Source organism: Crossiella sp. CA-258035 (assembly GCF_030064675.1).
Classification (GTDB): Bacteria; Actinomycetota; Actinomycetes; order Mycobacteriales; family Pseudonocardiaceae; genus Crossiella.
In genome coordinates this window covers 4,450,144-4,463,113 of the sequence record NZ_CP116413.1, presented here as the reverse complement: position 1 = coordinate 4,463,113, position 12,970 = coordinate 4,450,144, and the positions used below count along the sequence as shown (strand labels likewise).

At 70.6% G+C, this 12,970-nt stretch carries 12 protein-coding genes; 7 read left to right on the top strand and 5 right to left on the bottom strand.

From position 1 onward, the window contains the following. Positions 1 to 19: 19 nt before the first annotated feature. Together N8J89_RS20250 and N8J89_RS20245 are read left to right on the top strand one after the other, a co-directional pair. Positions 20 to 223, top strand: coding sequence for a hypothetical protein (locus N8J89_RS20250; protein ID WP_283665944.1), 204 nt, complete (start codon positions 20 to 22; stop codon positions 221 to 223). 196 nt (positions 224 to 419) lie between these two features. Then, positions 420 to 611 carry a hypothetical protein gene (locus N8J89_RS20245; protein ID WP_283665943.1) on the top strand — a complete coding sequence of 64 codons (192 nt, stop codon included), beginning with the start codon at positions 420 to 422 and terminating at the stop codon, positions 609 to 611. Between the two features lie 63 nt (positions 612 to 674). On the opposite strand, the gene N8J89_RS20240 is transcribed toward N8J89_RS20245, so the two are convergent. After that, positions 675 to 1,283: a TetR/AcrR family transcriptional regulator gene (locus N8J89_RS20240; RefSeq protein ID WP_283665942.1), complete on the bottom strand. Its 609-nt coding sequence runs from the start codon at positions 1,281 to 1,283 to the stop codon at positions 675 to 677. A gap of 101 nt (positions 1,284 to 1,384) precedes the next feature. Between N8J89_RS20240 and N8J89_RS20235 the strand changes: the two genes are divergently transcribed. Both N8J89_RS20235 and N8J89_RS20230 read left to right on the top strand, forming a co-directional pair. Next, on the top strand, positions 1,385 to 2,515 hold the full coding sequence (locus N8J89_RS20235) for an FAD-dependent oxidoreductase (RefSeq protein ID WP_283665941.1): 1,131 nt from the start codon (positions 1,385 to 1,387) through the stop codon (positions 2,513 to 2,515). Then, positions 2,512 to 3,132: a DUF3159 domain-containing protein gene (locus N8J89_RS20230; protein WP_283665940.1), complete on the top strand. Its 621-nt coding sequence runs from the start codon at positions 2,512 to 2,514 to the stop codon at positions 3,130 to 3,132. The genes N8J89_RS20235 and N8J89_RS20230 overlap by 4 nt, the downstream gene beginning before the upstream one ends. A 103-nt stretch (positions 3,133 to 3,235) precedes the next feature. Here N8J89_RS20230 and ctaD read toward each other — a convergent pair whose 3' ends face one another. After that, positions 3,236 to 5,026, bottom strand: coding sequence for an aa3-type cytochrome oxidase subunit I (ctaD, locus tag N8J89_RS20225; RefSeq protein ID WP_283665939.1), 1,791 nt, complete (start codon positions 5,024 to 5,026; stop codon positions 3,236 to 3,238). Between the two features lie 146 nt (positions 5,027 to 5,172). Continuing rightward, on the bottom strand, positions 5,173 to 5,478 hold the full coding sequence (locus tag N8J89_RS20220) for an STAS domain-containing protein (RefSeq protein WP_283665938.1): 306 nt from the start codon (positions 5,476 to 5,478) through the stop codon (positions 5,173 to 5,175). 189 nt (positions 5,479 to 5,667) lie between these two features. Between N8J89_RS20220 and N8J89_RS20215 the strand changes: the two genes are divergently transcribed. Further along, positions 5,668 to 8,178, top strand: a complete 2,511-nt coding sequence (locus N8J89_RS20215; protein ID WP_283665937.1) for a chondroitinase-B domain-containing protein — start codon at positions 5,668 to 5,670, stop codon at positions 8,176 to 8,178. 58 nt (positions 8,179 to 8,236) lie between these two features. On the opposite strand, the gene N8J89_RS20210 is transcribed toward N8J89_RS20215, so the two are convergent. Further along, the gene (locus N8J89_RS20210; protein ID WP_283665936.1) at positions 8,237 to 9,352 is read right to left on the bottom strand and encodes an alpha/beta hydrolase family protein; all 1,116 of its coding nucleotides are present in this window, start codon (positions 9,350 to 9,352) and stop codon (positions 8,237 to 8,239) included. 118 nt (positions 9,353 to 9,470) lie between these two features. Here N8J89_RS20210 and N8J89_RS20205 point away from each other — a divergent pair, with 118 nt between their 5' ends. Continuing rightward, positions 9,471 to 10,613: a sensor histidine kinase gene (locus tag N8J89_RS20205; protein ID WP_283665935.1), complete on the top strand. Its 1,143-nt coding sequence runs from the start codon at positions 9,471 to 9,473 to the stop codon at positions 10,611 to 10,613. After that, positions 10,610 to 11,296 carry a response regulator gene (locus N8J89_RS20200; protein WP_283665934.1) on the top strand — a complete coding sequence of 229 codons (687 nt, stop codon included), beginning with the start codon at positions 10,610 to 10,612 and terminating at the stop codon, positions 11,294 to 11,296. The genes N8J89_RS20205 and N8J89_RS20200 overlap by 4 nt, the downstream gene beginning before the upstream one ends. A gap of 23 nt (positions 11,297 to 11,319) precedes the next feature. Here the strand turns inward: N8J89_RS20200 and N8J89_RS20195 are convergent, their stop codons facing one another. Continuing rightward, positions 11,320 to 12,873 carry an MFS transporter gene (locus N8J89_RS20195; RefSeq protein ID WP_283665933.1) on the bottom strand — a complete coding sequence of 518 codons (1,554 nt, stop codon included), beginning with the start codon at positions 12,871 to 12,873 and terminating at the stop codon, positions 11,320 to 11,322. Between the last annotated feature and the right edge of the window lie 97 nt (positions 12,874 to 12,970).

Sequence of the window (12,970 nt, the reverse complement as noted above, 5' to 3'; positions counted from 1 at the left end):
TAGCGCACGGGTGTGGAAGGTGGGTGGTCTCCGGGTCTTGGCCAGGGTCGCCGTGCCGGGCATCGTGCTCCTGGTGCGCGACGGCGGCGAGGCAGGCGTGACCGCGCGGCTCCCCGCTCTGCCGCAGCACCGGCCGGACGTGGTGGACCAGACGGTGCGGCAGGTGGCCTGCCGCGACCCGGTGGCTCGTGCACCGGCGCTCGCCCTGGCACGGCCGAGGTGAAGCCGTTGATCCCGCTGGCCCTTCGACTCGGTACACCCATCAGGGAGCTCGCCGACACCCACGACCCTGCCCAAGCCCGGCTTCGATTTTTCTCACGGGCCAGGCGGGTGTGATTGCAGTCTTCTGTGCTGCGACGAACAAGAGGAAAATGTGATGCACACATGAAAAGGGTTGCCGGAACATCGAGGAGAACTCAATGACGTCCACCCACTGCGAGCGGCACGGCACCTCGCGGCGCTGGTGCCGGGACTGTCGTCAGCAGCGGTTGCGAGGGAGCATGGCCGAGCCCAAGACCTGGACGGTCACGCCGGTCGCGGAGACCGGTGACGACACCGCCGTGGCAGCCGCGCTCATCGCGGGCACCACCATCGGGAACACCCCGAACTAGCCCGCGAGTCGCCTGAGGTGGTGCCGATCAGCGAACCCCAGGACGCCAGCACCGCTCCACTGCTCACGATGGTGTTGTTCGTCCGGTCAGGCAGTGCTGTACGAGCGGACCGAACATGGTGGCCAGCTCGTCGGCGGATGATGATGCGATCGGCTCGATGCGTACGATGTACCGGGCTACCGCGAGACCCAGGATCTGGACGTTGACCATGCCCGCCCGTAGCGCAGCGTCCGGCGTGCCGAGCAGTGCCGCGAGCCGGTCGGTGATCTCCCGGTCGATGAACTCGCGCAGCAGGGCTTCGGACTTCGGGTCGGTGGGCGCCGACCTGGTGAGCATGACCAGCGGCGTGCGGTCGGACTTGTCGAGGTTCTGCACGAGTGTCCGGACGATGCGCTCGCCGATGGTGCCGAGGCTGCCGGCGAAGATCGACTCGATGGCTGGCGGGACGTTGCCGGACATGTCGATCACGGCGCTGAACAGGCCCTGTTTGGTGCCGAAGAAGTAGAACACCATCGCCGGGTCGACTTCCGCCGCAGTGGCGATCGCGCGCACGGTCGTGCCGCTGTAGCCGTTCTGGTCGAACAGTTCGCGGGCGACCTGCAGGACTCGCTGCTTGCTCTCCGCGCCGGAGCGCCAGCGTCCGGGACGACCGTGCTTGTCGTGTTCTGTCATGACCGCTACAGCCTAACACCCTTTCTTCATCGCTCGGTGGAGTTTGTCCGCGACTCGGCCTAGGGTGTTCTTCATCAGGCGATGAAGAATGGGGTGCGAGGATGAGGGTGGTTGTGGTCGGCGCCGGTCTGGGCGGGTTGACGCTCGCTCATGGGTTGCGCCGGGCAGGGGTCGAGGTCGTGGTGTACGAGCGAGACGGCGCGCTGGGGCGTCGGCAGGGCGTCAGCCTGCACGTGGACGAGCGCGGCGTGGCGGCACTGCGTGCGTGCCTGCCGCCGGCGCATGCCGCGATGGTGGAGGCCACCATGGGGGGACCGCGTGCGCAGACCCTGACGCTGTCCGACCGGGATGGACAGCTCACCGTCACGGGCGCTCGGCCCTCCGACGGCATGGCGGGGCGGGCGCGGCCTGGCCGGCAGGTCCATCGACCGCTGCTGCGGGCGGTGTTGCTCACGGAACTGGACGACGTGGTCCGGTTCGGGGTGGAGTTCACGCGGTTCGAGCAGCGCGCCGACGGCACGGTCCGGGTGTGGTTCGCCGACGGCCGCACCGATACCGCGGATGTGCTGGTCGGTGCGGATGGAATCGGTTCAGCGGTCCGCCGCCAGTACCTGCCCGATGTGCGGGTGGTGGACACGGGACGACGCATGATCATGGGCGCGACGCCACTTCGGGCTGTGGCCGGTACCGGGCTGCCGAACCTGATCGGCGACAACCCGGCCGGTGCACATGTGCGCGGCACGACGATGGCGTTGGGAGTGCTGCGGTTCACCCAGCCGCCGGTGGTCGCGCGGAGGCAGTGGCTGCCCGCCTTGCACCGCAGCGCGGTCGCCGAGGTCGAGGACTACGTGATGTGGGCATTGCCCACCACCCAGGAGCGGCTCGGCTCGGCCGCGGTGTGGCGCCGGGCCAGGGAGTTGACGGTGGAACTGCCTCCGGCCCTGCGATTGGTCGTCGCCGAGGCGTGGCCGGAGGTCACGGTCGCGCTGCGCATCGGAGTGATCCCGTCGGCGCCTGCCTGGCCCGCCAGCCCCGTGACGGTCATCGGCGACGCGATCCACCTGGCCCCGGGTTTCGGTGGCAACCTGGCGATGCAGGACGCGCACCACCTCTGTGCGGCACTGGTCCAGGCGCACGGTGGCCGGCTCGACCTGCTCGATGCGATCGGCGGCTACGAGGACACGATGCGCCGCAACAGTTTCACGCCTGCCGCGGCCAAGGCGAGCACATGAACCTCAGCCTGCTGACGCGGAGGTCCCTCTCGTTGTTCAGCGCGATCGGCGGTTGGCGCACGGTCGCCGAAGGCGTCGTGTCGCGAGCGCTGTTCCTCCTCGCGTACCTGCTGACCGGGCAGGTGCCGGCGTCCGCGCTGGTCGCGGTCGGTGGCGTGTTCGTGCTGGCCGTGGTGCGGCTGTGCACCGGCGGCAAGGTGTGGCAGCCGGCGATCGGGTTGATCGTGGTCGGCGTGTCCGCGCTGCTGGCCGGGAGCACTGGACACGCGGTCGACTTCTACCTCACCACCGTCCTCTTGCAGGCAAGCGGTGGCGTGCTGTTCCTGGCGTCCATGCTCATGCGATGGCCGGCGATCGGGTTGGTGCTGGGCACGGTGCGCGGTGACCGTCTCGCCTGGCGACGCGATCGCGGGCAGCGGCGGCGCTACTACGTGTGCACGGCGGTGTTCCTGGCCAAGTTCGCCATCGCCACAGCGGTGCTGGTGCCGCTGTACCTGGCCGGAGCGGTGATCCCGCTCGGGATCGCCGCCACGCTGCTGGGCGGTGCGCCCGCGGTCGGCGTGTGCGTCTACCTGTGCTGGCGAATCCTCCGCAACGACCCACAGCCCTCCTGGTAGCCGACTGCGGCGAGCCGGGTCGTCCTTCCACCCCTCGGCCAGCTCGCCAACGGTGTCCTCGTTGGTGTCCGGCCTCTCGGTGAACGTGGTTCCAGGACGCCCCTCAGCGCTCCTTCGGGTTGTCCGGGTTCACCGCTTCCTCGTCCGCGCGGGTGCCGTGTGCGGCCATCTCCGATGGCGCGGTCGGCCCGTCCGGCTGCTGGCGCCTGCCGCCCACGTGCGCCTCGGCGCGCAGCCGCTCGAGCATGTGCGGGTAGTGCAGCTCGAAGGCCGGGCGCTCGGAGCGGATCCGCGGCAGCTCGGTGAAGTTGTGCCGTGGCGGTGGGCAGGAGGTGGCCCATTCCAGGGAGTTGCCGTGGCCCCAGGGGTCGTCGACGGTCACCACCTCGCCGTAGCGGTAGCTGCGCATGGCGTTCCACATGAAGGGCAGCACCGAGGCGCCCAGCAGGAACGCGCCGATGGTGGAGGTCGCGTGCATCCAGGTGAACTCGTCTGAGGGCAGGTAGTCGGCGTAGCGGCGGGGCATGCCTGCCGAGCCGAGCCAGTGCTGGATCAGGAAGGTCAGGTGGAAGCCGATGAAGGTGGTCCAGAAGTGCAGTTTGCCCAGGCGTTCGTCGAGCAGCCTGCCGGTCATCTTGGGGAACCAGAAGTAGATCCCGGCGAAGGTGGCGAAGACGATGGTGCCGAAGAGCACGTAGTGGAAGTGCGCGACCACGAAATAGGTGTCGTGCACGTGGAAGTCGATGGCCGGGGCGGCCATCAGGATGCCGGTGAGGCCGCCCAGCAGGAAGGTCACCATGAACCCGACCGAGAACAGCATCGGGGTCTCGAAGCTGAGCTGGCCGCGCCACATGGTGCCGATCCAGTTGAAGAACTTGATGCCGGTGGGGATGGCGATGAGGAAGGTGGTGATGGCGAAGAACGGCAGCAGCACCGCGCCGGTGGCGTACATGTGGTGCGCCCAGACCACCACCGACAGCCCGGTGATGCCGACGGTGGCCCACACCAGCGCCTTGTAGCCGAAGAGGGGTTTGCGGGAGAAGACCGGGATGACCTCGCTGACGATGCCGAAGAACGGCAGCGCCACGATGTAGACCTCGGGGTGGCCGAAGAACCAGAACAGGTGCTGCCAGAGGATCGAGCCGCCGTTGGCGGGGTCGAAGACGTGCGAGCCGAGCAGCCGGTCGGACAGCAGCCCGAACAGGGCGGCGGTCAGGATCGGGAAGGCCATCAGCACCAGGATGCTGGTGAACAGGATGTTCCAGGTGAAGATCGGCATCCGCCACATGGTCATCCCGGGCGCGCGCAGGCACAGCACGGTGGTGATCATGTTGACCGCGCCCAGGATGGTGCCCAGGCCGCTGATGATCAGGCCCACCGCCCACAGGTTGCCGCCGACACCGGGCGAGTACGTGGCCAGCGACAGCGGGGTGTAGGCGAACCAGCCGAAGTCGGCGGCCCCGCCGGGGGTGAGGAAACCGCCGATGGTGATCAGCCCGCCGGTGAGGAACAGCCAGAAGGACAGGGCGTTCAGCCTCGGGAAGGCCACGTCCGGCGAGCCGATCTGCAGCGGCAGCACGTAGTTGGCGAAGCCGAACACGGTCGGGGTGGCGTAGAGCAGCATCATCACCGTGCCGTGCATGGTGAACAGCTGGTTGTACTGCTCGCTGGAGAGCAGCTGCATGCCGGGCAGCCCCAGCTCGGCGCGCATGAGCAGCGCCATCACCCCGCCGATGAGGAAGAACCCGAACGAGGCGACCAGGTAGAGGATGCCGATCTGCTTGTGGTCGGTGGTGCGCAACATGCGCAACAGCGCCGAACCCAGGGGCCGGCGGTGCACGGGCCGGACCGGCACGGGAGCCGGCGCGGCGGGCGGGTGTTCGGTCGCCGTCATGGCAGAGCCCTTCCACAGACGGGGTTTCTGGACGGGGGCTACCCACCGGCGGGGTCCTGAACCGGGGGGTGGGCGCGCCACCGCGAACCTGGCCGCGCGGGGACTCGGACGGCACGCCGGCGCCGGGCCGGAGCCCGGGACCGGGCTCACTGGTCGACCGAGTCCTGGAAGACCCACGTCATCCCGGTGAGCGCCAGTGCCCGCCGCAGCGCCGGGCTCGGCGTGCTGAGCCGCACCCGGGAGTCGGCCTCCGCGGCCTTGGCCCTGGCGCGCAGCAGGGCGCTGATGCCGCTGGAGTCGCAGAAGGTCACCCCGCCCAGGTTGAGCACCAGGTGCCGGCAGCCGCCGTCGATCAGCCGCCTGACCCGTTCCAGCAGCCGGGCCGAGCCGTCGGGGTCGAGCACGCCGGAGAGGGTGAGCACGGTGGGGCCCTCGGTGGCGGATCCAGTCATGGTGATCGACAACATCGGCCTCGCCTCCGCGACCGTGGTACGGGACTGGAGGATTGCCCGGCCGGCCGGGAACTACCGTCCGCGCGGCACTGAACCGTGCCAGCCGGTACGGGACCGGTCCCCGCCCGGACCCGTGACCCTTACCGCGATGAACCGATCAGCGGTGGCGCGTGACGGGAGCGAGGTTCGATGAGACGGGTTGTGCTGGGGGTACTGGCCGCGGTGCTGGTGGCGGGGCTGGCCAGTCCGGTGGCGGCGGCCGCGGGGGCTCCGTTGCCGGTCGCGGGGGTGCTGGCCATCGCCGATGACGGCAACGTCGCGGCCAACACCCTGGACCGGGACCTGAACACCCGGTGGTCGGCCGAGGGCGACGGGGTGTGGATCCGCTTCGACCTGGGCTCGGCGCGGACCGTGGGCTCGGTGTCGCTGGCCTGGCACAAGGGTGACACCAGGAAGGACACCTTCGAGGTCCAGCTCTCCGACGACGGCTCGGCCTGGACCACGGTGCTCCCCCGCCGCACCACCAGCGGCCGCACGCTCCAGCTGGAGAACCACGACTTCCCGGACAGGTCCGCGCGGTACCTCCGCGTGGTCGGGCACGGCAACACCGTCAACGACTGGACCAGCATCACCGAGGCCACCGTCAACGGGGCCGACGGCGGCAGCGGGGGCGAGTGCGACCACCCGGCCGACGTGCTGAACCTGAGCAACTGGTCCCTCGGGCTGCCGATCGGGGAACCAGGGCAGCCGCTCACCGTCGAGCAGCCCGCGCTGGCCACCTACTCGATCGACCCGTGGTTCCGCGCCACCCCGGACTGCCAGGCGGTGCAGTTCCGGGCCGCGGTCAACGGGGTCACCACCAGCGGCTCGAACCACCCGCGCGCCGAGCTGCGCGAGATGACCGCCTCGGGCACCAAGGCCGGCTGGTCCTCGACCTCGGGCACGCACACGATGGTGATCGACCAGGCCATCACCGCGCTGCCCAAGGGAACTCCGCACCTCGTCGCCGGGCAGATCCACGACGCCGCCGACGACGACGTCTCGGTCTTCCGGCTGGACGGCAGCAAGCTCTACCTCACCGACGGCGACACCAAGCACACCCTGATCACCGAGAACTACCAGCTGGGCACCAGGTTCCAGGCCAAGTTCGTGGTCAACGGCGGCCAGGTCAGGGCCTACTACAACGGCGAGCTGAAGGCCACGCTGGCCAAGGCGTTCACCGGCGGCTACTTCAAGGCCGGGGCCTACACCCAGGCCAACTGCGACAACTCCGCGCCCTGCGAGGACGGCAACTTCGGCGAGGTGAAGGTCCACGGCCTGACCGTCTCCCACGACAACACCGGGGATCCCGAACCCGGCCGGACCGTGCCGGTGGCCAGCTCGGCCCAGTTGCAGAGCGCTTTCGGCGCGGCGCGGGCCGGGGACCGGATCGTGCTCGCGGACGGCCAGTACAGCATCGGCAAGCTCGCCGGCAAGCACGGCACCGCGACCCAGCCGATCACCGTGGTGGCGGCCAACCGCGGCAAGGCGGTGATCAACGCCGGTCAGCTGGAGGTGGCGAACTCCTCCTACGTGACGGTGGAGGGCCTGCGCTGGACCAACAGTGCCACGCTGAAGCTCACCGGCTCCAACAACGTGCGGCTGACCCGCAACCACTTCCGGCTGACCGAGAGCTCCTCGCTGAAGTGGGTGCTCATCCAGGGGGTGGACAGCCACCACAACCGGATCGACCACAACCTGTTCGAGGAGAAGCACCAGCAGGGCAACTTCATCACCATCGACGGCACGGAAACCCAGCAGTCGCAACACGATCGGATCGACCACAACCACTTCCGCAACATCGGCCCGCGCGCCGAGAACGAGATGGAGGCGATCCGGGTCGGCTGGAGCAAGATCTCCCAGTCCAGCGGCTTCACCGTGGTCGAGTCGAACCTGTTCGAGAACTGCGACGGCGACCCGGAGATCATCTCGGTCAAGAGCAACGACAACACCGTGCGCCACAACACCTTCCGCACCTCGCAGGGCACGTTGTCGCACCGGCACGGCAACCGCGGCGCCTTCTACGGCAACTTCTTCTTCGGCGGCGGGAAGGCCGGCACCGGCGGCATCCGGATCTACGGCCAGGACCACAAGATCTACAACAACTACTTCGAGGGCCTGACCGGCACCGGCTACGACGCCGCGCTACAGCTCGACGGCGGTGACGTGGACACCTCGGGCGCGCTGAACGCGCACTGGCGGGTCTACCGGGCGACGGTGGCGCACAACACCTTCGTCGGCAACGTCTCCAACATCGAGGTCGGCGCCAACTACAAGCTCGCCCCGGTGGACTCGGTGATCACCGGCAACGTGGTCACCGGCGGCCAGGGCAAGCTGATCAACGAGGTCAAGGCGCCGGTGAACCTGACCTACACCGGCAACATCGCCTGGCCGACCGGCTCGGCGACCGTCGGCGTCAGCAAGCCGGCCGGCGCGGTGCGCCCGGTCGATCCGCTGCTGGTCCGCCAGGGGCCGGTGTTCCGGCTCGGCGACGGGAGCCCGGCGATCGACGCCGGCGCCGGCGGTCACCCGTTCCTGACCGAGGACATGGACGGCCAGGCCCGCACCGGGGTCGCGGACGTGGGAGCAGACGAGCGGTCGACGGCCGCCGTCACCCGGACCCCACTGAACGCGGCCCAGGTCGGCCCCGAGGCCCCGTGACTCGGGGCACCGCGGCCGGTGGCGCTCGGGCGAGCCGCCACCGGCCGCGGCGGGTTTCCTACTGGCAGGGCTGGGTTTCCGGGGTGCAGGACCGGACCTCGGGGAAGTGCGTGGACGGCCGTTCCAGCAGGGGCTGCGGGGTGCCGCGCAGGTGCAGGTCGAAGAAGGCTTCGACGTAGGCGCGGGTGATCACCGCGGAACGGGTGCCCGGGAGCTTGCTGCCGAGGTCGACGCCGATCTGGTTGGTCAGCATGTCGTAGTCGGTGAACGAGGTGTGCACCGACCCCTGCACCGCGAACCAGCGCTTCCACCCGGTCAGGCGCTGGTAGTCCCGGACCCACGAGGGTTCGGCCGCGGGGGCGCCGAAGAACATGAACGGCCGCGACAGCCCGGTTGCGGGCAGTGGCTTGAAGTTCGTGCCGTCCAGGTTGATGCCGGCCCGCACCCGGGGGTCGGTCAGCATGGTCTCACCGACGCTCGCGCCGCCGAGGGACATGCCCGCCATCGCGATCCGGGACGCATCGACCATGGGTGAGCGGGTCAGCTCGTCGAGCACGAAGGAGACGTCGCGGGCCCGGCTTTCCACCGCGAGCCTGGGAAAGTCCTCGATCCCCAGCTCACACGTGGCGCAGGTGGTGACCCGCCCGTCCGGGAAGGTGGTGGCGTGGGTCTCGTAGGTGTGGTCGATCGCGGCCACCAGGTAGCCGCTGCTCGCCAGTTCCTCGGCCAGGGAGGTGAGCGAGGTGCGCAACCAGCCCATGCCGGGCGAGAGCACGACGAGCGGTCGCTTGCCGCCCAACGGTTTCACGTCGGTGTAGGCGTTGACCCGGGTCCTGCTCAGCACATCGGGGGGCACGCTGGTGATGTCCGCGCTCCTCAGCAGCAGCTCCGACTCCTTCGGCGTCATGTACCGCGCCGGCCGCTCGCCCCGCGACTTGGCCGGGAACCACAGGGAGACCATGAGTTCTCTCGCCCCGGCCGCGGGGACCCACGGGTCCGGACGCGACTTGTCGGTCAGGTGCAAGGAAGTGGTGCCGACCGGATGGGCGCCGGTGGGCGCGGGCAGGTAGGGCGTGCTGGCCGCCGCGGCGGCGTGCGCGGAGGAGGCGGCGGTCGCGACGGCGAGCAGGCCGACGAGGGCGAGCAGGCCGCGCGGGCGTTTGTGGTAGGGCATGGCCACATCCTGTGAGCCGCTGCGGCGTCGAACATCAGGTGAAAGCGGGGTTCGCGCCGGACGTAACCGTACTTTTGACCGATTCGGCGCGCGGATGAGCGTTCCTAGCCTGCACCACATGCGAGGGAACGGCACGACCAGCGTGAAGCGGCTGGCCGGCATCATGGCCGACACCGGGCTCGGCGTCGCACTCGCCGCGGCGCTGGCCATCACCGCGTTCGCGATCGCGGACAGCTGGGGTGGCGGCTACTGGGTGGTCGGCTGCGCCACCGGGCTGGTGCTGGGCGTGCTCGCCCTGCTGCGCCGGCGCCACCTGGCCGGGGCCGCGGTCGCCGGCCTGACGGTCGCGGCGACCGCGGTCCTTCTCGCCCGGCTGGCCCACCTGCCAGCCGAACCCGGGCCTGCCACCACGCTCGGCCTGTCCGTGCTCATCGGCTCCGCGGTCAGAACCCTCTCGATCCCCTGGGCCAGCGCCATCGCGGCCGGCGGGCTCGCGCTGGTCGCCGGTTCCGCCCTCGCCCAATCGGAGTCGGCGGTGACGATGCTGGGCGTCGCCGGCTGGCTCGCCGCGCTCGCCACCGGGCTGGGTCTGCGGCTGCTCGACACCCACCGGCAGGCCGCCACCGAGCAGGTGCGCCGGGACGAACGCCTTGAACTGGCCAGGGAACTGCACGACGTCGTCGCGCACCACATCACCGGCGTGGTGCTGCACGCCCAGGCCGCCAGGGTCCTCCGGCGCAAGCACCCGGAGCGACTGGACGACTCCCTGGCCGGCATCGAGGCCGCGGGCTCCGACGCGCTGGCCGCGATGCGCCGCGTGGTCGGCCTGCTGCGCGACACCGACGACGCGGCCCCCGCCACCCCCGGCCCCGAACAGCTCAGCGAGCTCGTCGCGCGCTTCACCGGCCACGGCCCTGCCGTGCGCCTCCGGCTACCCGAGGAGGAACCCGCATGGCCGCCGGAGGTCACCAGCACGGTGTACCGGGTCGTCCAGGAGTCCCTGACCAACATCACCAAGCACGCCCCGCACGCCCGCGCGGTCACCGTGGACGTCATCCAGGACCGGCCGGAGATCACCGTCGAGGTCGTCGACGACGCCCCCCAGGCCCCGGCCCGCTACCCCCGCCGCGACGGCTACGGCCTGGTCGGGATGCGCGAACGCGTCGAGGCCCTCGGTGGCACACTGTCCGCCGGCCCCTGCCCGGACGCCGGCTGGTCGGTGCGCGCCGTCCTGCCACTCCCGGTCCGGGAGCGCCGATGACCAGCCCCTCGACCATCAGCGTCCTGCTGGCCGACGACCAGGCCATGATCCGCAGCGGCCTGCGGCTGCTGCTGGAGGACGAGCCCGACATCACCGTGGTCGCGGAAGCTGCCGACGGCGTCGAGGCGGTCAGCACGGCCCGCAGGCTGCGTCCCGACGTGTGCCTGGTGGACATCCGCATGCCCCGCCTCGACGGCATCGAGGTCACCCGCGCCCTGGCCGGTCCCGGCGTCCCCGACCCGCTGCGGGTGGTCGTGGTCACCACCTTCGACACCGACGAGTACATCTACGGCGCGCTCCGCGGCGGCGCGGTCGGCTTCATCCTCAAGGACGCCGGGGCCAACCTGCTCGCCGAGGCCGTCCGCGCCGCGAACGTCGGCGACGCCCTGGTCTCCCCCTCGGTCACCCTGCGACTGCTGCGCCACCTCGCGGACGTGCACACCACCCCGACGGCCGGCGGGTCGGGCCGGCCGCTGTCCGACCGGGAGACCGAGGTCGTCCGGGCCATCGCCAAGGGCCGCACCAACCAGGAGATCGCGGCCGAGCTGTTCATCTCGCTGAGCACGGTCAAGACCCACGTCTCCGGCATCCAGACCAAGCTCGGGGTGCGCAACCGGGTCCAGATCGCCGCCTGGGCCTGGGAGAACCGCATCGTGACGGCCACCTCGCCCCAGCGGCGCTGAGTCCGTCGGCCCGCTGTCCTCCTTCACCGCGCCGCGGTGACCTTCGCCGGTGTGCGCAGGAGGACGACGACCACCAGCGACAGCACCAGGCAGACGCCGGTGAGCACCATCAGGATGGTGTGGAACGCCCCGTCGTAGCTGCTGACCAGGAAGCCGGTCAGCTCCGCGCCGCCGCCCTGCGCGGCCGCGGTCAGGTTGCCGGTCGCGAGATCACCGGCGACCCGCGCGGGATCGTCGGCGGTGTGCGCGGCCAGCCCGTCGGCCACCGCGCCCCGCAGCAGCCCGGCGAGCAGGGCGCCGTACACCGCCACGGCGATCGCCTCGCTGCCCAGGCGCACCGTGTTCAGCAGACCCGCCGCCATGCCCGCCTTCTCGGCCGGAAACGCGTCGAGGGCCTGCCCGTCGACGAGACCGGCCGACAGGCCCATGCCCGCGCCGATCAGCAGCAGCGGCACCGCGACCACGGCGACGGAGAACGACGGGCCGAAGACCAGCGCGGTCGCGTCGCCGACCACCAGGCAGGCCAGGCTCACGTAGATCACCGTCCGCGGCGGGACGCCCTTGGCCACCAGCTTGCCCGCCGCCAGCGGGCACACCAGCACGCCCAGCGTCAGCAGCACCATCAGCACGCCGGCGGTCGCGGTCGACCTGCCGCCCACGGTGGTGAGGTAGCTCGGCAGGTAGGTCAGCATCGTGACGAACCCGAACGAGGCCACCACGGTCACCAGGCACATGCCGACGAACCTGCGGTCGCGCAGCACGGAGAGGTCCAGCATCGGCTGCGCGACCCGCTGCTGCACCGCCACAAAAGCACCGAGCAGCACGACGAACCCGGTGAAGAACCCGAGCACCGCCGGGCTGGCGAAGCCCCACTCGCCGCCCTGCACGATGCCGATCATCAATGAGAGCATGGCCAGGACGAACAGCGCCGTGCCCGCCGTGTCCACGCGCGCCGCACGCCGTTCGCTGCCGACCGTGCGGAACACCGCGGGCGAGCCGATCAGCGCGAGCGTCAGCGCGAGGACGTGCACGCCGAAGATCCACCGCCAGCCCAGCGTGTCGACGATCGCGCCGGACAGCGACGGCCCGAGGGCCACCCCGACCCCGGCGACCGTGCCGAAGAGCCCGAACGCCCGGGCCCGCGCCGCCCCGGTGAAGATGGTGGAGATGATCGCGCCGCCTGAGGCGAAGATCGCCGCGCCGCCGATGCCGGCCAGCGCGCGGGCCGCGTCGATCAGGTAGATGTTCGTGCCGAACGCGCTGGCCACCGACGCGAGGAGGTACAGCCCGGCGCCGATGGCGAAGGCCTTGCCGCGGCCGATGATGTCGGCGACCGAGCCCCAGGCCAGCGTGCAGCAGGCGAAGGCCAGGTTGAAGGCGTTCACGACCCATTGCAGGCCCGCGGCGCCGGAGTCCAGCTCCGCGCCCATCACGGGCAGCGCGACGGCCGTGCCGGAGATCGAGCTCGGCACCACGAACACGGCCAGCAACACCACCGCCAGGGTCAGCCCCGCTCCCTTGGCAGCGAGTGGGGCGGTCGCGCGGTCGGCGATGGCCAGGTCGTCGGTAGCACTCATCGAACGATCTCCACTGAGGTTCTAATCGGGTCGTAGGTACGACTAGATACGTACCTGAAGCCTGACACGGTCCGCCGCGCACGGGCAAGCCTTAGGT

Excerpts from the sequence above, each read along its gene's own strand:
- N8J89_RS20245 (WP_283665943.1), top strand. The coding sequence starts at position 420 with ATGACGTCCACCCACTGCGAGCGGCACGGCACCTCGCGGCGCTGGTGC.
- N8J89_RS20240 (WP_283665942.1), bottom strand. The coding sequence starts at position 1,283 with ATGACAGAACACGACAAGCACGGTCGTCCCGGACGCTGGCGCTCCGGC.
- N8J89_RS20235 (WP_283665941.1), top strand. The coding sequence starts at position 1,385 with ATGAGGGTGGTTGTGGTCGGCGCCGGTCTGGGCGGGTTGACGCTCGCT.
- N8J89_RS20230 (WP_283665940.1), top strand. The coding sequence starts at position 2,512 with ATGAACCTCAGCCTGCTGACGCGGAGGTCCCTCTCGTTGTTCAGCGCG.
- ctaD (WP_283665939.1), bottom strand. The coding sequence starts at position 5,026 with ATGACGGCGACCGAACACCCGCCCGCCGCGCCGGCTCCCGTGCCGGTC.
- N8J89_RS20220 (WP_283665938.1), bottom strand. The coding sequence starts at position 5,478 with ATGACTGGATCCGCCACCGAGGGCCCCACCGTGCTCACCCTCTCCGGC.
- N8J89_RS20215 (WP_283665937.1), top strand. The coding sequence starts at position 5,668 with ATGAGACGGGTTGTGCTGGGGGTACTGGCCGCGGTGCTGGTGGCGGGG.
- N8J89_RS20210 (WP_283665936.1), bottom strand. The coding sequence starts at position 9,352 with ATGCCCTACCACAAACGCCCGCGCGGCCTGCTCGCCCTCGTCGGCCTG.
- N8J89_RS20205 (WP_283665935.1), top strand. The coding sequence starts at position 9,471 with ATGCGAGGGAACGGCACGACCAGCGTGAAGCGGCTGGCCGGCATCATG.
- N8J89_RS20200 (WP_283665934.1), top strand. The coding sequence starts at position 10,610 with ATGACCAGCCCCTCGACCATCAGCGTCCTGCTGGCCGACGACCAGGCC.
- N8J89_RS20195 (WP_283665933.1), bottom strand. The coding sequence starts at position 12,873 with ATGAGTGCTACCGACGACCTGGCCATCGCCGACCGCGCGACCGCCCCA.